The 16,835-nt window shown below is 64.7% G+C and carries 14 protein-coding genes; 12 read left to right on the top strand and 2 right to left on the bottom strand.

The features are described 5' to 3' along the window. Nucleotides 1-26: 26 nt before the first annotated feature. The gene (locus tag CLU92_RS01260; RefSeq protein WP_101480397.1) at nt 27-2,171 is read left to right on the top strand and encodes a TonB-dependent siderophore receptor; all 2,145 of its coding nucleotides are present in this window, start codon (nt 27-29) and stop codon (nt 2,169-2,171) included. Nucleotides 2,172-2,173: 2 nt separating this feature from the next. On the opposite strand, the gene CLU92_RS01265 is transcribed toward CLU92_RS01260, so the two are convergent. Then, on the bottom strand, nt 2,174-2,416 hold the full coding sequence (locus CLU92_RS01265; RefSeq protein ID WP_143452511.1) for a hypothetical protein: 243 nt from the start codon (nt 2,414-2,416) through the stop codon (nt 2,174-2,176). 214 nt (nt 2,417-2,630) lie between these two features. Here CLU92_RS01265 and CLU92_RS01270 point away from each other — a divergent pair, with 214 nt between their 5' ends. From CLU92_RS01270 to CLU92_RS01285, 4 genes are all read left to right on the top strand, one after another. After that, entirely contained in the window at nt 2,631-3,284 is a 654-nt protein-coding gene (locus CLU92_RS01270; RefSeq protein ID WP_101480399.1) for a hydrolase, read from the top strand. A 70-nt stretch (nt 3,285-3,354) separates the two neighbouring features. Then, nucleotides 3,355-5,205 (top strand): amidohydrolase, encoded by a 1,851-nt coding sequence (locus CLU92_RS01275; RefSeq protein WP_101480400.1) that lies wholly within the window; start codon nt 3,355-3,357, stop codon nt 5,203-5,205. Nucleotides 5,206-5,213: 8 nt separating this feature from the next. Next, complete coding sequence (locus CLU92_RS01280; RefSeq protein ID WP_101480401.1) at nt 5,214-5,405, top strand: DUF1427 family protein; 192 nt, start codon at nt 5,214-5,216, stop codon at nt 5,403-5,405. Next, nucleotides 5,402-5,560 (top strand): DUF1427 family protein, encoded by a 159-nt coding sequence (locus tag CLU92_RS01285; protein WP_101480402.1) that lies wholly within the window; start codon nt 5,402-5,404, stop codon nt 5,558-5,560. Before CLU92_RS01280 ends, CLU92_RS01285 begins: the two co-directional genes overlap by 4 nt. Before the next feature lie 53 nt (nt 5,561-5,613). Here CLU92_RS01285 and CLU92_RS01290 read toward each other — a convergent pair whose 3' ends face one another. Continuing rightward, nucleotides 5,614-6,396, bottom strand: a complete 783-nt coding sequence (locus CLU92_RS01290) for an inositol monophosphatase family protein (RefSeq protein WP_035826389.1) — start codon at nt 6,394-6,396, stop codon at nt 5,614-5,616. Between the two features lie 195 nt (nt 6,397-6,591). Between CLU92_RS01290 and CLU92_RS01295 the strand changes: the two genes are divergently transcribed. The 7 genes from CLU92_RS01295 to CLU92_RS01325 all read left to right on the top strand — a co-directional run bounded on the left by CLU92_RS01295 (nt 6,592) and on the right by CLU92_RS01325 (nt 16,726). Beyond that, nucleotides 6,592-7,356, top strand: a complete 765-nt coding sequence (locus CLU92_RS01295; RefSeq protein ID WP_101480403.1) for an RNA methyltransferase — start codon at nt 6,592-6,594, stop codon at nt 7,354-7,356. Further along, a complete protein-coding gene (locus CLU92_RS01300) occupies nt 7,353-8,267 on the top strand; it encodes a LysR substrate-binding domain-containing protein (RefSeq protein WP_101480404.1) in 915 nt (304 codons plus the stop codon). Before CLU92_RS01295 ends, CLU92_RS01300 begins: the two co-directional genes overlap by 4 nt. A 92-nt stretch (nt 8,268-8,359) precedes the next feature. Further along, entirely contained in the window at nt 8,360-9,553 is a 1,194-nt protein-coding gene (locus CLU92_RS01305; protein WP_257560796.1) for an MFS transporter, read from the top strand. A gap of 100 nt (nt 9,554-9,653) precedes the next feature. Further along, on the top strand, nt 9,654-10,178 hold the full coding sequence (locus CLU92_RS01310; protein WP_101480405.1) for a hypothetical protein: 525 nt from the start codon (nt 9,654-9,656) through the stop codon (nt 10,176-10,178). Nucleotides 10,179-10,188: 10 nt separating this feature from the next. After that, entirely contained in the window at nt 10,189-11,829 is a 1,641-nt protein-coding gene (locus tag CLU92_RS01315) for a GMC family oxidoreductase (RefSeq protein ID WP_101480406.1), read from the top strand. Continuing rightward, a complete protein-coding gene (locus CLU92_RS01320) occupies nt 11,826-12,785 on the top strand; it encodes a triacylglycerol lipase (RefSeq protein WP_101480407.1) in 960 nt (319 codons plus the stop codon). The genes CLU92_RS01315 and CLU92_RS01320 overlap by 4 nt, the downstream gene beginning before the upstream one ends. A gap of 302 nt (nt 12,786-13,087) precedes the next feature. After that, nucleotides 13,088-16,726 (top strand): EAL domain-containing protein, encoded by a 3,639-nt coding sequence (locus CLU92_RS01325; protein WP_101480408.1) that lies wholly within the window; start codon nt 13,088-13,090, stop codon nt 16,724-16,726. The last annotated feature ends 109 nt before the right edge of the window (nt 16,727-16,835 follow it).

Genomic DNA, 16,835 nt, shown 5'->3' on the forward strand with positions numbered 1-16,835 from the left:
GACCGTTCCTCCTTTTTGGAATTCCCATGCGATTGAGTATTCTCTTGTGCAGCCTCGCGCTGCCGTTGACGGCGCACGTCCGTGCCGACGACACCCTTCCTTCCGTGACAGTCAGTGCGGGAAAAATGGACCAGCGCCGCAGCGACTCTGTCGCCGGCATCGTCGTCGGCCACGATGAACTGATACGCCAGGGCGACCGCGTGCTGTCCGATGCCTTGAAGCGCCTGCCCGGCGTTACCATCGGCGCGCCGGCCGGCACGCCTTCGGGCACGACTGGCGGGCAAATCCAGCTGCGCGGGCTGGGACAGGGGTATACCCTCGTCATGCTCGACGGCGTGCCCGTGCCGGCCGGTTTTTCGCTCGACTCTCTGGACCCGGAACTGGTCGAGCGCGTGGAAATCATGCGCGCCGCCACGGCGGAGTTTTCCGCGCAGGCGATCGCCGGCTCCATCAACATCGTGCTGAAAAGATCTGGCAAGCGGCGCGAGCGCACCTTCAAGCTGGGTAGCTCGGCCAGCAACGGCATGTCCGCCGGCAGCGCTGGCGTGCAATGGACGGACCGGGACGGGCGCCTGTCGTATGCGCTGGCCGGCACGCTAGGCCACACAGGGCGCCGGGGTTTGCTCGATGAATGGAACCGCGAATATGCTGCCGGTGGCACGCCCACGGTAGTGCGCCACATGCCGCTGACCGAGCGCGTGACCAGTGATACGTTCGAGCTGGCGCCCCGATTGCAATGGGCGCTGGCGGGCGAGGGCAGCCTGGCCTGGCAAAGCCTGCTCAATGTCCGCCGCCTGGCCAGCCGCCGTCATGTGGTGGAAACGGCTTACCTGGGCGGTCATACCGGGTATCCGGACAACGACGCCGCCTTCAATCAGGACAGCAGCACCGTGCGCAGCGATCTGCACTGGCTGCGCAAGCTCGAACATGGTGCCAGCCTCGATGTAAAACTCGGCCTCGATGTCAACCACCGCAGCAGCGATTATCTGTTCCAGGGTGTCGGCGCCGTGCCCGGGCCGGCGAATGTGCGCCTGGTCGATGCGGGCGTGGACGATGTGGGCGTGCAGGCCAGCGGAACTTATCGCCGGACTCTGGGCGAGGGGCACGCGCTGGCGGCGGGCTGGGAAGCGGGCCACCGGCGGCGCGCGGATTTTCGCCGCGAGCGACAGCTGGAACCGGGCGGGCCGCCTGTCTTGCCGGAAGAAGAGTATGTGGCCACGGTGCGGCGCCTGGCTCTGTTCGCGCAGGATGAATGGGAGGTGTCCGCGCGCTGGTCGCTGTATCTGGGCCTGCGCTGGGAAGCCTGGCGCACGGCCAGCGCCACCGGTGGCGCGGAGCCCGTCGACGTGCGCGCACAGGTGTGGAGCCCCGTGCTGCAAAGCCTGTGGAAGTTCGCTGGCAAGGATCAAGTGCGCCTGGCCATCACGCGCACCTACAAGGCGCCGCAGATTTTCCAGCTGATCCCGCGCCCCTATATCGTCGACAACGGCAATAGTCCCACGAACCCCGACAACCAGGGCAACCCTGCGCTGCGCCCTGAACTGGCATGGGGCCTGGATGCCGCCTACGAATACTACCTGGGCGAGGGGGCCATGTTGGGTGCCAGCGCTTCGCTGCGCACGATCAGCGACGTCATGCTGGACCGCCTGCACCTGGCCAACGGGCGCTGGGTGGCCGGGCCCGTCAACAATGGCCGTGCGCAGGTGCGCAGCATCGAGCTGGAAGCGAAGCTGCCGTTGACGGCGCTGTTTGCCGGTGCCCCTGCGCTGGACCTGCGGGCGAATCTGGCGCGCAACTGGTCCGCGGTGGACGCCGTCCCCGGCCCATACAACCGCCTCGATGGCCAGCTGCCGTGGAGCGCCAACCTGGGCGCGGATTACCAGCTGGCCAACAGGCCGCTGACCCTGGGCGGCAACCTGCATTACCAGGCGGGAGGGCTGTCGCGCGAGTCAAGCCAGCTGCTGGCCTGGCAGGGCGCCCGGCGCGAGCTGGATATTTATGCGCTGTGGAAGTTCAGCGAGCAGCTGCGCCTGCGCGTGTCGGGCGCCAACCTGCTGCGGCAGCCTGAGCGCACGCGCAGCCTGTATGCGGATGGCGCGGGCAGTGCCCTGCGCACGGTCGCTGCGGGCACCTACCGCAGCTGGCGGGTGATGCTGGAAGGCGCCCTGTAGCTTCAGTCGTCGATCTCCTCGACGGCATGCGGCACGCCCTGCGCATCGAGGTAGGAGCGCAGGGCGTCCAGGCCATGCCACGCCTCCGGGCGCAAGGACTGGCAGATATACAGGCCGGCATTCGTCAGCCTGACGTCCGTGTCGGGCATGTTGCTGGGCGCCTGCGGCCGCGCCGCAAGCAGTTGTTCGAGGTGCTGGCGCTGGCCCGGCGTCAGGCTGGCCGTGATCCTGAATTCAAATCCCATGTTTTTCTCCGTGTAGTTGGTCTCGGTGTGCTTATTTTGTATCATCGAAAAAATCGAATATAGCTTGGTATTCTTTCCGTTTTTGTTTTCAATTTGATGCATGCATACTGCATATCACTGACCCGCAGCATGCTGGCGCAAGAAGAAAGGCGCTACATTGCGCGGGAGGGACACGATTATTTTTATATTCAATTATTTTCACGAGGAAAACATCATGCCTGTCGCCACCGCCCAAGCCGCACAAAAACTGCTGACCCCGAACGATCATACCCTGATCATGATCGATCACCAGTCGCAGATGGCGTTTGCCACCCGCTCCATCGACCTGGCCCTGCTGCGCAACAATGCGGCCCTGGTGGCCAAGGCGGCGGCCGAATTCACGGTGCCGACGATCCTGACGACGGTGGCCGCCAAGTCCTTCTCCGGCCCCATCTTCGACGAAATCCAGTCCGTCTTCCCGGAACAGGCGCCGGTCGACCGCACCAGCATGAACACCTGGGAAGATGCCCGCATCGCCGACAAGGTGAATGGCTACGGCAAGGACAAGATCGTGCTGGCGGGCCTGTGGACGTCCGTCTGCATCGTGGGCCCCGCGCTGTCGGCGCTGGAGCAGGGATTCGAGGTGTACGTGATCGCCGATGCCAGCGGCGACGTGTCCGATGAAGCGCATGCGATGGCCATGCAGCGCATGATACAGGCGGGCGCGCAGCCGATGACGTCCGTGCAATACTTGCTGGAACTTCAGCGCGACTGGGCCCGCGGCGAGACCTACAACGAGACGGTGGCGACGGCCGTGGCGCACGGCGGCGGCTATGGCCTGGGCTTGATCTACGCCAAATCCATGTTCAACGCCAGCGAAGGCCATTGAGATTTTATTGATATCACGCCACCGCCGTCCTACGGCGGGGCGGTATCATTCACCTGAATCGGGAGTTCCCATGCACGCTAGCACGATTTTACTCAATGGCCGTTTCCATACGGTCGACAGGACGCAGCCGCTGGCGTCCGCCGTCGCCATCGCCGATGGCAAATTTCTCGCCGTGGGCGACGCTGAAGACGTGATGCGCCATCGCGGTCCCGCCACGCAGGTGATCGACCTGGATGGCCGCACGGTGATTCCCGGCCTGAACGACTCGCATTTGCACCTGATACGAGGCGGCTTGAACTACAACCTGGAATTGCGCTGGGAAGGCGTGCCCTCGCTGGCCGACGCCTTGCGCATGCTGAAAGATCAGGCGCTGCGCACGCCAAATCTGCAATGGGTGCGCGTGGTGGGCGGCTGGACGGAATTCCAGTTCGCGGAAAAACGCATGCCCACTCTCGATGAAATCAACGCGGCCGCGCCCGACACGCCCGTCTTCATCTTGCACTTGTACGACCGCGCCCTGCTGAACCGCGCCGCCCTGCGCGCCGTCGGCTACGATAAAAATACGCCGAACCCGCCGGGCGGCGAAATCGTGCGCGACGCTGCCGGCAACCCCACCGGCTTGCTGATTGCCCGCCCGAACGCCATGATTTTATATGCGACCCTGGCGAAAGGCCCGAAATTGCCGCTCGATTTGCAAGTCAACTCCACGCGCCAGTTCATGCGCGAACTGAATCGCCTGGGCATCACCAGCGCCATCGACGCGGGCGGCGGCTTCCAGAATTATCCCGAGGATTACGCCGTCGTCGATGAGCTGGCGCAAAAAGAGCAGCTGACCATCCGCATCGCTTACAACCTGTTCACGCAGAACAAGGGCGCGGAATTGCAGGACTTCCAGAAGTGGACCGGCATGGTGAATCCCGGCGACGGCACGGACTTTTACCGGCATAACGGCGCCGGCGAAATGCTGGTGTTTTCCGCCGCCGATTTCGAGGATTTCCTCGAACCGCGCCCGGAGCTGGCGGCCGGCATGGAAGACGAGCTGGAAAAGGTCGTGCGCCACCTGGTCGAGCAGCGCTGGCCCTTCCGCCTGCACGCTACCTATGACGAATCGATCAGCCGCATGCTCGACGTGTTCGAAAAGGTCAACCGCGACACGCCTTTCGGGGGCTTGCACTGGCTGTTCGACCACGCGGAAACCATCAGCCCCAAAAATATCGACCGCGTCAAGGCGCTGGGCGGCGGCCTGGCCATCCAGCACCGCATGGCTTTCCAGGGCGAGTACTTTGTCGAGCGCTATGGCGCCGACGCAGCCAAGGCGACGCCGCCAGTGCAGCGCATGCTGGATGCGGGCGTGCCCGTGGGCGGCGGCACGGATGCAACGCGGGTCGCCAGCTACAACCCGTGGACGGCGCTGTACTGGCTGGTATCGGGGCGCACCGTGGGCGGGCTGGCCCTGACGGATGCAGCGGGCAGATTGTCGCGCGATACGGCGCTGGAACTGTGGACGGCGGGCAGCGCCTGGTTTTCCAGCGAACAAGGCAAGAAGGGACGTATCCGCGAAGGCATGCTGGCCGACCTTGCCGTGCTGTCGGCCGATTATTTCACGCTGCCGGAAGAGGCGATCAAGTCCATCGAATCCGTGCTGACCATGGTGGGCGGCAAGATCGTCTACGGCCAGGGGGCATTTTCCTCCCTGTCGCCGCCTTTGATTCCCGTGCTGCCCGAATGGTCGCCCGTGCGCGCGGTGCCGGGCCATTACCGTCCTGCAGCCAAGCCGGCGCAAGCCTTGCTGCCGCACCAGTGCGCGGGCGCCTGCGGCGTGCATGCCCATGCCCACGACAGGGCACGCAAGTCGGCCGTGCCGATTGCCGACTTTTCCGGTTTCTGGGGCACGCTGGGCTGCAGCTGCTTCGCGTTCTAGGAGGCGACATGCGCTACCGGAAAGTGATGCTGGGCCTGCTGCTGGCCTTTGTCGTGGGTTTTGTCTGCCAGTTGGCACGCATCCCCGTACCGGCGCCGCCCCTGCTGGGCGCCGCGCTGCTGGTGTTTCTGACCAGCTGCGGCTACTGGTTGACGGACCTGTACCTGCAGCGCCGTGCATTGACGGGGGAGGCGCCATGAACGTGATGCTGGCCGGCTCCGTGCTCGGCGTGCTGGTGGGCGTGGCATGCCGCTGGTTCGACCTGCCATCGCCCGCGCCACCCACGCCGACAGGCGCGGCGATGGTGGTGGCCATGACCCTGGGTTTTGTCGTGGCGGGGCATTTCAGCCCCTGAATGCAAAAAAACCGGCCAGAGCCGGTTTTTTCGTGGGAGCTGCTTGTGTTACATCAAGCGAATGGCGTCAGCAAGGTAATCATCTGGCCAAAGATCTTCGGGCTGGCGGCGATGACGTCGCCCTTGTACAGGTAGTCCGATTCGCCGCTGAATTCACCGACGATTCCGCCCGATTCCGTGATCATCAGGGCGCCGGCGGCGATATCCCATGGCTTCAAGCCTTTTTCGTAGAAGCCGTCCAGGCGGCCGCAAGCGACGTAGGCCAGGTCCAGTGCGGCCGAGCCGGCGCGACGTACGCCCTGGCTGCGTTCACCCATGATCGCGTACATCTTCAGGTATTCATCCAGCGCGCGGGCGCTGCCGGCCACGTAGCCGGTGCCCAGCAGGGCGTTCGAGATGCGGTCCAGCTTGGTCACGCGGATGCGTTTTTCGTTCAGGTAGGCGCCGGCGCCCTTGGTGGCCGTGAACAGGTCGTTGCGTACCGGATCGTAGATGACGGCTTGCGTGACGACGCCGCGATGCGCGAGCGCGATCGAGATGCAGTATTGCGGGAAACCGTGGATAAAGTTGGTGGTGCCATCGATCGGGTCGATGATCCACTGATATTCATTCTCGTCGTGCGAGTTGGCGGAAGCTCCCGATTCCTCAGCCAGGAACGCGTGGTCCGGGTAGGCTTTGGACAGCACCTCGATAATGGCTTGTTCAGCCGCCTGGTCGACGTCAGTGACGAAATCGTTATGTTGTTTTTCCGTGACGACGACGCGGTCGAGGTCAAAAGAGGCGCGATTGATGACGGCGGCGCCGCGGCGGGCGGCTTTGATCGCCGTGTTGAGCATTGGGTGCATGTGAGCTTCCGTTAAAAGCACGCGACCGCCCAGCGTCGCCTTTCGGCGCCGGTACGATAGAGTGCAAGAATGAATTAAAGAGCGGAGCGGTGCCGAAGTGGTTAAAATCCCGGCCTGGAGTCAGCGTTTTGTGACTCCGTTTCCCGAAATTTCCTGTATCGATACCGCGCAATAGCGCTATTTTAAATGAATCTGCCCGAAATCAACACGTCTCTTTTCAAACGCCTGCGATTTATTCTTGTCGAAACTAGTCGTCCTGGCAACATTGGCGGCGTCGCGCGGGCCATGAAAACGATGGGTTTTTCCGATCTGGTGCTGGTCAATCCCCGTTTTCCCGATGCCTTGACGGACGCGGAAGCGGTGGCCTTCGCCAGCGGCGCACAGGATATTTTGTCCGGCGCGCGCATCGTTGGCTCGATCGCCGAGGCGCTCGAAGGCTGCAACTACGCGGCCGCTGTCTCGGCCCGCCTGCGCGAATTCTCGCCGCCCGTCACGGCCCCGCGCGCCATCGCGGCCCAGCTGGCGGCCGGCACCGAGCTGCACGCGGCCGTCATCTTCGGCAACGAGCGTTTCGGTTTGCCCAACGAGATCGTCGAGCAGTGCAATGTGCTGATCAACATCCCCGCCAATCCCGAGTATTCCTCGCTGAACCTGTCGCAGGCGGCGCAGGTCGTCGCCTATGAATGCCGCGTGGCGGCCCTGGGTGATGGGCAGCTGGCCAGCCCCGTCGGTTTCCATGGCGACGCAGCCAGCCTGGCGCAGGTCGACGGCATGTACGATCACTTGCAGCAGGCGCTGGTGGCGATCGATTTTCTGGACGCCGACAACCCGAAAAAACTCATGCCCCGCTTGAAACGCCTGTTTTCGCGCACGGGGCTGGAAACGGAAGAAGTCAATATCCTGCGCGGCATCGCGCGGCATATCCTGGCGATGGCGAAAAAAGGCCCATGATAGAAACCCGGCTGCTGCGCCAGTTCATCGCCGTCGCCGAGGAACTCAATTTCCGGCGCGCGGCCGAACGGCTGCACATGGCGCAGCCGCCGTTGTCGCAGGCTATCCTGCGGCTGGAAGCGGCGTTGGGCTACCCCGTATTCGAGCGCAGCAACCGCAAGGTCAGCTTGAGCCCGGCCGGCAGCACTTTTCTTGTCACGGCGCGCCAGGTGCTGGCCAGCCTGGAAGAGGGCGTGGCCGCCACGCGCCGCGTGGGGCAGGGCATCGAGGGGCACTTGCGCCTCAGTTTCATCCACATCACGCCGTATGCCCACGTATTGCAAGCCTTGCGCGCCTTCCGCGCCGCTTCGCCCGCCGTGCAATTCACCTTGCGCGAAGCGTCGACGCAGCAACAGGTCGAGTGGCTGGAGCAGGGTGAGGTGGATATCGCCCTGCTGCGCGCGCCGGGGCGCAGCACGCCGGGCTTGCGCTTCGAGCGCCTGTCCGGCGAAGACATCCTGGTAGCGCTGCCGTCCGGCCACCGCTGCGCGGGGCAGGCGAGGGTGGATCTGGCAGACCTGGCCGGCGCCGATTTCGTCGCCTCGCCACGCGAGTTGGGCCAGGGTTTTCATGACCAGCTGGCCAGCCTGTGCCTGCACGCGGGCTTCGTGCCGCACGTGGTGCAGCAGGCGCGCCGATTGCAAACGGTGCTGGGCCTGGTAGCGGCCGGTTTCGGCGTGGCCCTGCTGCCGGCCAGTCTGGCCGCGTCCATGCCCGCCGGCGTCGTCATGCGCCCGCTGCACAGTGCTGCGCCCGAAGCTTTGCGTCAGCTTGACCTGTATATGGCGTGGGACCCGCAGCGCCATTCTCCCGTGCGCGAGCGGCTGCTGGCGCAACTGCGGCTGTCTGCACCCAGTGTGACGTTAGATTGAGACGTTAAGCGTCTCGTTTCAAGATAAATAAGATATTTTACAGATGATGGCCCAGGGGCCAGCATGGCGTTTTTGCCTGTCCTGGAATCGCCATGTCCCTAGCTTCTGCCTCCGCCGCGCCCCGCGCCGCCACCGCACTGCCGCCCGCCATTTATCTGCTCTCCCTGTGCAGCTTTGCCTTCGGCCTGTCCGAATTCATTGCCGCCGGCATGTTGTCCGGCATGGCGCGCGACTTGCATGCCAGCGTGGCCGCCGCCGGTGGCGCCATCGCCGCGTATGCGCTGGGGGCGGCCATCGGTGCGCCCGTGCTGACGGCCATGCTGGCGCGCCGGCCCACGCGCCAGGTCCTGGTAGCCACGATGGCCGTGCTGGCGGTCGGCAGCTTGGGCATGGCGCAAGCGCCGGCACTGGGCGCGCTGCTGGGCGTGCGCTTTGTCGTGGGCCTGGCGCATGGCGTGTTCATGGCGGTGGCCTCGCACGCGGCCACGAGCCTGGTCGACCCTTCCCGTGCGGGGCGCGCCCTGTCCATCGTCTGGCTGGGCCTGACCCTGGCGCTGGCCGGCGGCGTGCCGCTGGGGACCTGGGTGGGCGCCGTCTCGTCCTGGCGCTGGGTATTCGCCGCCATCGGCGTGCTTGCCCTGTGCGGCGGCGCCGGCTTGCGCTTCGCCATGCCTGCCGCGCGCCAGGAGACGGTTGTCGCATCGCCGCTGGCCAGCCTGCGCGCCATCGTGCGGCCGCCCCTGCTGCTGGCGGCCGGGGTGGCGGCGCTGGTCAGCGTAGCCGCCTTCAGCTTTTTCACGTATATCTCGCCCTTCCTGCTGCAACTGGGCGGACTCGATGCGGGCTGGCTGGGCGCCGCCATGCTGTGCTTTGGCGCGGGCGCCATCGGCGGCAACCTGCTGGGCGGCTGGTGCGCGGATCGCCCATCCGCATTGAGATCCACCATGCTGGCCCTGGCTGCGCTGGCGTGCAACCTCCTGGGGTTTTATGTGCTGCGTGCCCAGCCGCTGGCCATGCTGGCCCTGTGCGGCACTTTGGGCTTGCTGTTCTTTGCCCTCGTCACCCTGTCGACCATGCGTTTGCTACGCCTGGCGCAGCAGCATTGCCCGGGCAGTGACGCCGTGGCGGCGGGCTTGAATATTGCCGCCTTCAATGCGGGCACGGCCGCTGGCGGTGCGCTGGGCGGCGCGCTGATCGTCGCCTTCGGCTTGCCCAGCATCGCCATCGGCGGCGCGCTGGCGGCGCTGCTGGCCATGCTGCTGTTATGGTTTGCGTCGAAAAAATAGACGCGACGCTCTAGGTTTTGCGTGCGGACAGCCCATGCCTTTGGCGTACACTTGCCTGCAAAAGGCCGTACAAAACAAGGGGAGACATGGTGGTGGAGACATGCTGATGCGACGCAGATCGTTTCTGAAACTGGGCTTGCTGGGCGCCTGTGCGCTGGCCGCCGGCGGCGCCGCGTACCGCGCGCTGCGGGGGCCGGCGCCACCGGGCCGTTTTGTACTCGATGGCGAGGCGCGCGCGGCGCTGGCGGCCATCGTGCCGGCCATGCTGGGCGAGGCCTTGCCACAGGGGGGCGATACGCGCAGCAAGGCGCTCGATGGCGCTATCGCCGGGGTGGAAACGGCCATCCACGGCCTGCCCCTGGCGGCCCAGCAAGAGGTGCAGGACCTGTTTGGTTTGCTGGCGCTGGCACCCGCGCGGCGCTTCGTTGCCGGCGTGCACGGTGGCTGGCCCGGGGCCGACCCGGCCCAGGTGGCCGCTTTCCTGCAGTCGTGGCGTACGCACCGCCTGGCTACCCTGCAGACGGCTTATCTGGCCCTGCACGACCTGATCCTCGGCGCCTGGTACGCCGATGCCGCCCACTGGGCCGCCATCGGCTATCCGGGACCGCTGCCCGAACTGAGCTGACATGGACACTATGAGCACATCTCCCATTCCCGACCCCATCGCCATCGGCGTGGCCAGTGGCTGGAACGTCACCGACGCCAGCACCCTGGCCTCCGACCGAAGCCTGGAAGCTGATGTCGTCGTCATCGGCAGCGGTGCCGGTGGCGGCGTGACGGCGGAAATCCTCGCGCTGGCTGGCCTGAAGGTCTTGATCGTCGAAGAGGGCGGCTTGAAGTCCTCAAAAGACTTCAAGATGCGCGAAGCGCAGGCCTATCCTGCGCTGTACCAGGAATCGGCCGCGCGCAAGACGCGCGACAAGGCCATCAACATCCTGCAGGGACGCACCGTGGGCGGCTCCACCACCGTCAACTGGACCTCGAGTTTTCGCACGCCGCCCGGCACCCTGGAATACTGGCACAAAAACTTCGGCCTGGCCGGCTACACGGTGGATGCGATGGCGCCGTGGTTCGCCATGATGGAAAAACGCCTGCACGTGAGCGACTGGGCCGTGCCGCCCAACGAAAACAACGATCTGCTGCGCCGTGGCGCCACGGCGCTGGGCATCCCGACGGCAGCCATCCGGCGCAATGTGAACGGCTGCTGGAACCTTGGCTACTGCGGCATGGGCTGCCCGACCAACGCCAAGCAGTCGATGCTGGTGACGACGATCCCCGCTGCGCTGGCGCTGGGCGCGGGCCTGCTCGTGCATGCGCGCGCCGAGCGTTTCATCTTCAAGGGCGAGCGCATCGACAGCCTGCAAGTGACCGCGCTGGACGCCAGCGGGCAGGTACCGACGGGCGTGCGCCTGACCGTGAAGGCGAAACATTTTGTGCTGGCCGGCGGCGCCATCAACTCGCCGGCGCTGCTGCTGCGCTCGCAGGCGCCTGACCCGCATGGCTTGCTGGGCCGGCGCACCTTTTTGCATCCGACGGTGATCTCGGCGGGCCTGTTCCCGCAGCGCGTCGACGCCTACGCGGGCGCGCCGCAAACGATTTATTCCGACCATTTCCTGCACGTGGCGCCCATCGATGGTCCTATCGGCTACAAACTCGAAGCGCCGCCTTTGCACCCGCTGCTGATGGCCACCACCATGGGCGGCTTCGGTGATGAACATGCGCGCACCATGCGCGAATTCCCCCATGCGCACGGTTTGCTGGCGTTGCTGCGCGACGGCTTTCACCATGATTCGGCGGGCGGCAGCGTGTCCATCGACAGCTTCGGCGCGCCCGTGCTCGACTATCCGCTCACGCCATTCATCTGGGATGGCGTGCGGCGCGCGCTGCTGTCGATGGCGGAAATCCAGTTCGCCGCTGGCGCGAAAAGCGTGTATCCCGTACACGAGCTGGCCAGCCACTACACCAGCTGGGCTCAGGCGAAACAGGCCATTAACGGCTTGCCATTCAAGGCGCTGCTGGCCAGAGTGGTGTCAGCCCACGTGATGGGCGGCTGCGCCATGTCGGACGATGCGCGCCTTGGCGTGACGGGGGCCGATGGCCGCTACCACGGCGTGCGCAACCTGTCGGTGCATGACGGTTCGCTGTTCCCCACCTCGATAGGCGCCAATCCGCAGCTGAGCATCTATGCGCTGGCCGCGCGCCTGGCCAGCGGCCTGGCGCAAGCGTTGACGGGCAAGCCCGCGCCCGTTCCCGTTTCTGCTGCGACGACGGCATGATCTCGCGCATCCTCAAGTGGCTGATGCTGCTGCAAGTGCTGGCCGTGCTGGCAGTGGCATATCTGGCCATGCAGGCATGGGGCGTCGCCTCTCCCGCCATGGCCGTGCTGCTGGCGCTGGCCATGCTGCTGGCCGCGCGTGCGCTGATCGTGGCGCGCAATTTCTGGCAGAGCCGACGCGCCGGCAGCCCCGTGCCAGCGCAATATCAGTTGGGTGTGCTGGGCGTCGCGCGCCTGTTCCTGGGCGAATTGCGCGCCACCTTGTGGACCTCGTCGTGGGACATGCTGCGGCCGCGCCTGCAGGCGCCTGGCGCCGCCACGGATGCTGGGGACTTGCCGGTGCTGCTGATTCACGGCTATGTGTGCAACCGCGGCTACTGGACGCAGCTGAGCCGTCAGTTGGCGCGGGCCGGCATCGCGCATGACGCCGTCGACCTGGAGCCCATAGCCGCCGATATTGAGGATTTCGTGCCGCAAGTCGAGCAAGCCATTACCCAGCTGTGCGCCCGCACGGGCAGCGGGCAAGTCATTCTGGTGGCCCACAGCATGGGCGGCCTCGTGGCGCGCGCCTGGCTGCGCCGGCATGGCGTGGCCCGCGTGGCCCGCATCATCACCATCGGCACGCCGCACCATGGCACGGCGCTGGCCAACCTGGCGGCGGGCAGCAATGCGCGCCAGATGAGCCGCATCAATGGCGCACCGGACGCCTGGCTGTCGCAGCTGGCCGCCAGCGAGACGCCGGAACGGCGCGCACTGATCACTTCGATGTATTCACATCACGATAATATTGTCGCGCCTCAAACTTCCGCCCATTTGCCCGGCGCGCGCAATCTGGCCTTCGGCGGCATCGGCCATGTGGCGCTGGCCAGCGATGCGCGCGTGCTGCGTCAGCTCTTGGCACAAATCACTATCAAGAACGAAGTCACCCAGCCCCCGTCTTGCGCCCACTTTTCCTGAATCTTGTTGTGTTTTGTCTGCACGGCAAGACTGACTCTTTTGACTCTGCTGTTGCCTGTATTTAACAGCGCAAGGGACAGATAATGCTGTTTTCCACTGGCGTACTGTATTAAGCTAGCGTCGGAAGACAGCCGGGAAAAATTTACTCCCGAGGCCGCTTGTGCCGTTCCGCAGGCGACTTGCGGCCACCTATTTCTCTGAATGTATGGCAAGATGTTGCAGGATTGTTATGTAGGCCGCGCATGCGGAAAATCGAACGCAGGCAGAAAATGAGTCCATGCAGTTTTTATTGGGGGTGCTAATTGTCCGCACGTATCCTGATTATCGAAGATAACGCCACCAATATGGAATTGATGGTGTACCTGTTGCGTGCCTTCGGGTACACACCACTGGCCGCCTATGACGGCGAAGAAGGCGTGCGCATGGCACGCAGCGAATTGCCGGACCTGATCATCTGCGATGTGCATTTGCCCAAGCTCGATGGCTATGGCGTGGTGGCCGAGCTGAAGAAAGACCCGCTGCTGCGCAAGATCCCGGCCCTGGCCGTGACGGCGCTGGCCATGGTGGGCGACCGCGAACGCCTGCTCGAAGCGGGTTTCAATGGCTATATAGGCAAACCGATTGAGCCGGACCTGTTCGTGGCGGAGCTGGAATCTTTTTTACCCGGGGCGCCGTCGACGCCAGTTAAAAACGACATAGCTACCATCTTGATCGTTGACGATCATGTGCTGAATCGCGAATTCCTGACAGCACTGCTGGGCTACGGCGGCCACCGCCTGCTGGAGGCGGCCAATGGCGCCGACGCGCTGGAGATACTGCGCACCGAGCGGCCGGACCTGATCATCTCGGACATCCTCATGCCGAACATGGACGGCTACGAATTCGTCACGCGCGTGCATGCCGATCCCGCGCTGACCGACGTGCCCATCATCTTTTATACGGCCACCTACCGCGAGCAGGAAGCGATCTTGCTGGCGCAGGCATGCGGCGTGCGCTGGGTGTTGCCCAAGCCGTCCGACCCCGAGGTGATCGTGCGCACGGTCAATGAGGCGCTGGGACTGATGCCGGCGGCCGCCCAGGCGCCCGTTGTGCCGGGCGCGGGCGATGGTGCGGCCCCTCCCGCCACTGGCAAGCTGGCCGGCATCGATCACCAGGTCAGCGGCTACCTCGACGAAGTTGAGTCCAGCAGCCAGCAGATTTCGCAGCTGGCCAGCCAGAGCGAAGGCCATGCCGCCATGCCCGAAGACCTGGGCATCATGACCGAGCGCCTGTCGCGTTCTCTGTCGAGCCTGCAGGCGGTGAGCCTGCGCCTGACGGCCCTGATCGAACTGGGCATCGAGTTGGGTGCAGAACGCGATCCGCGCGCCTTGATCGAGGCGGGTTGCAAGGTGGCGCAGAATATTTGCGTCTCCAAGTACGCCTGCATCGGCGTGCTGGAAGAGGGCGCCGAAAAGCTCAGCTATTTTTCGTCGTGCGGTGCAGAGAAAGACCTCGAGCGTATCGCCAGCGCACCGCGCACGGGTATCCTGAACCGCTTGCTGGAACAGCGCCAGCCCTACCGTGTAAATGGCTTGAAGGGCGACCCCGGCGCGCTGGGTCTGCCCGACACGCACCCGCCCGTGCACTCCTTCCTGGGCGTCGCCATCGCCTCGCGCGAGCGCAGTCACGGCTGGCTGTACCTGGTCGACAAGCTGGGGGCGAACGAGTTTTCCGAAGTCGACGAGCGGGTGGCCGCCACGGTAGCGGCGCAGATCGCCGTCGCCTATGACAACCTGCTGCTGTACGACGAGATCAAGCGCCACCACGAGCAGCTGACCCTGGACATGGCGGCGCGCATCCGCCTCGATGAAGACTTGCGCCGCTTCCGCCTGGCGATGGATGCCACGGCTGACGCGATTTTTCTCGTCGACCGCGCCGGCATGTGCTTCGTCGACGTCAACCAGACTGCCTGCCGCATGCTGGGCTTTGAACGCGAGGATTTCCTGCGCGTGGGGCCGGGGCGCGCGAACGAGGGCGAGACCCAGTTGGAAGAGCTGTACAACAAGCTGCTGGCCGGCGACCAGGGCGGCCCGATGACGGAATTGCAGCTGCAGCGCAAGGATGGCTCGCCGCTGTCGGTGGAAGTGCAGCGGCGTACCCTGCGCTCGGGGCAGAGCTGGATTCTGGTGGCCGTGGCGCGCGACATCACCGAGCGCAAGGATGCCGAGCAGCGCCTGATGAAGCTGGCCCATTTCGATACGTTGACGGGCTTGCCGAACCGCAGCCAGTTTTACGCCTCGCTGACCCACTCGCTGTCCCAGGCGGCCGAACACCAGTGGGCCGTCGCCGTGCTGTTCATGGACATCGACCGCTTCAAGAATATCAACGACACCCTGGGCCACACCATCGGCGACGACCTGCTGCGCCAGTTTTCCAGCCGCCTGGTCGATTGCCTGCGCGTGCGCGATACCATCGGCCGCTTTGGTGGCGATGAGTTTGCCACCATCCTGGTGCTGCCAGAAGGCGCCCAACATGCCGTGGGCGTGGTCGACAAGATCCGCGAAGCGATGCGCAAGCCTTTCGACTTGCAGGGCCACGAGGTGACGGTGACGGTCAGCATCGGCATTTCGGTGTTCCCCGAAGACGGCGTCGATGCGGACACCCTGATTCAGTACGCCGACACGGCCATGTACCGCGCCAAGGAGGCCGGGCGCGATGCCTTCCGCTTCTTTACGGCGGAAATGAATGCACAATCGATGGCGCGGCTGGACATGGAAAATGCCCTGCGGCGTGCCATCGACAACGAGGAATTCGTACTGTTCTTCCAGCCCAAGGTGAATATCATCTCGGGGCGCATCAGCGGCGCCGAGGCGCTGATACGCTGGCGCCGCCCCGGCCACGGCATGGTCTCGCCGGCCCTGTTCATCCCCCTGCTGGAAGAAACGGGGCTGATTGTGCGCGTCGGTAACTGGGTGCTGGACGAAGCCTGCAAGAAGATCAGCGAATGGTGTGCCAGCAGCATCGGCCCCGTACACCTGTCGGTGAATGTGTCGGGTATCCAGTTTTTCGTCGGCGGCCTGGAAGAAGAGGTCCTCAAGGCGATCAGCAAGCACGATATCGCGCCCGACCTGCTGGAACTGGAGCTGACGGAAAGCTCGCTGATGTCGAATGCCGAGGAAACCATCGCCGTGCTGCGCAACCTGAAGGCGCTGGGCATCCAGATTTCCATCGACGATTTCGGCACCGGCTATTCCAGCCTGGCCTACCTGAAGCGTTTCCCCATCGACAAGCTGAAGATCGACATCGCCTTCGTGCGCGAAGTGACCAGCAATCCGGACGACGCGGCCATCGTGCTGGCCATCATCAGCATGGCGCACAGCATGAAGCTGGAAGTGATCGCCGAAGGCGTGGAAAACGATGCGCAGCTGGCCTACCTGCGGCGCCACGGCTGCGACGAGATGCAGGGTTATTATTTCAGCCGCCCCGTGCCGCAGGAAGAATTCGAGCAGATGCTGATGGGCGGCAAGCTGCTGCAGGCGCCGCAGGATGCCGATGGCGACGAGCAGCAAACCTTGCTGATCGTCGACGACGATGTTTTCATGCTCGACGTGCTCAGCGACTTCCTGGCGCAGGACGGCTACCGCATCCTGACGGCGCAGACGGCCGCCGAGGGCTTCGACATCCTCGCGCGCCACAAGGTGCAGGTGATCCTCTGTGACCAGTGCATGCCGCTCATGAGCGGCACCGAATTCATGGAGCGGGTCAAGCACCTGTGTCCCGCCACCTTCCGCATCATGCTGTCGGCCTTCGCCGACCTGACGCCCATCATGGCGGCCATCAACCGTGGCGCCGTCGACCGCTTCTATACCAAGCCGTGGAAAGGCGCTGTGCTGCGCGAGAATATTCGCGAAGGCTTCCGCCTGCACAAGCTGCTGCATGGCCCGGTGAAAGCGGCCGCCTAGGGGCGGGCCATTGGGTGCGCTGGCGTACGTTTAGAAGCAGCTTTCTATCGAATTAGACTCCCGTCTCTAGTTTTGCTCACTAGAATAAAAAGCATCCATGAAGTGGCAT

This window comes from Janthinobacterium sp. 61 (genome assembly GCF_002846335.1).
Lineage (GTDB): Bacteria > Pseudomonadota > Gammaproteobacteria > Burkholderiales > Burkholderiaceae_D > Janthinobacterium.

What these genes read in the sequence shown, in the direction of transcription:
- CLU92_RS01260 (WP_101480397.1), top strand. Translation starts at nt 27, where the DNA reads ATGCGATTGAGTATTCTCTTGTGCAGCCTCGCGCTGCCGTTGACGGCG.
- CLU92_RS01265 (WP_143452511.1), bottom strand. Translation starts at nt 2,416, where the DNA reads ATGGGATTTGAATTCAGGATCACGGCCAGCCTGACGCCGGGCCAGCGC.
- CLU92_RS01270 (WP_101480399.1), top strand. Translation starts at nt 2,631, where the DNA reads ATGCCTGTCGCCACCGCCCAAGCCGCACAAAAACTGCTGACCCCGAAC.
- CLU92_RS01275 (WP_101480400.1), top strand. Translation starts at nt 3,355, where the DNA reads ATGCACGCTAGCACGATTTTACTCAATGGCCGTTTCCATACGGTCGAC.
- CLU92_RS01280 (WP_101480401.1), top strand. Translation starts at nt 5,214, where the DNA reads ATGCGCTACCGGAAAGTGATGCTGGGCCTGCTGCTGGCCTTTGTCGTG.
- CLU92_RS01285 (WP_101480402.1), top strand. Translation starts at nt 5,402, where the DNA reads ATGAACGTGATGCTGGCCGGCTCCGTGCTCGGCGTGCTGGTGGGCGTG.
- CLU92_RS01290 (WP_035826389.1), bottom strand. Translation starts at nt 6,396, where the DNA reads ATGCTCAACACGGCGATCAAAGCCGCCCGCCGCGGCGCCGCCGTCATC.
- CLU92_RS01295 (WP_101480403.1), top strand. Translation starts at nt 6,592, where the DNA reads ATGAATCTGCCCGAAATCAACACGTCTCTTTTCAAACGCCTGCGATTT.
- CLU92_RS01300 (WP_101480404.1), top strand. Translation starts at nt 7,353, where the DNA reads ATGATAGAAACCCGGCTGCTGCGCCAGTTCATCGCCGTCGCCGAGGAA.
- CLU92_RS01305 (WP_257560796.1), top strand. Translation starts at nt 8,360, where the DNA reads ATGTCCCTAGCTTCTGCCTCCGCCGCGCCCCGCGCCGCCACCGCACTG.
- CLU92_RS01310 (WP_101480405.1), top strand. Translation starts at nt 9,654, where the DNA reads ATGCTGATGCGACGCAGATCGTTTCTGAAACTGGGCTTGCTGGGCGCC.
- CLU92_RS01315 (WP_101480406.1), top strand. Translation starts at nt 10,189, where the DNA reads ATGAGCACATCTCCCATTCCCGACCCCATCGCCATCGGCGTGGCCAGT.
- CLU92_RS01320 (WP_101480407.1), top strand. Translation starts at nt 11,826, where the DNA reads ATGATCTCGCGCATCCTCAAGTGGCTGATGCTGCTGCAAGTGCTGGCC.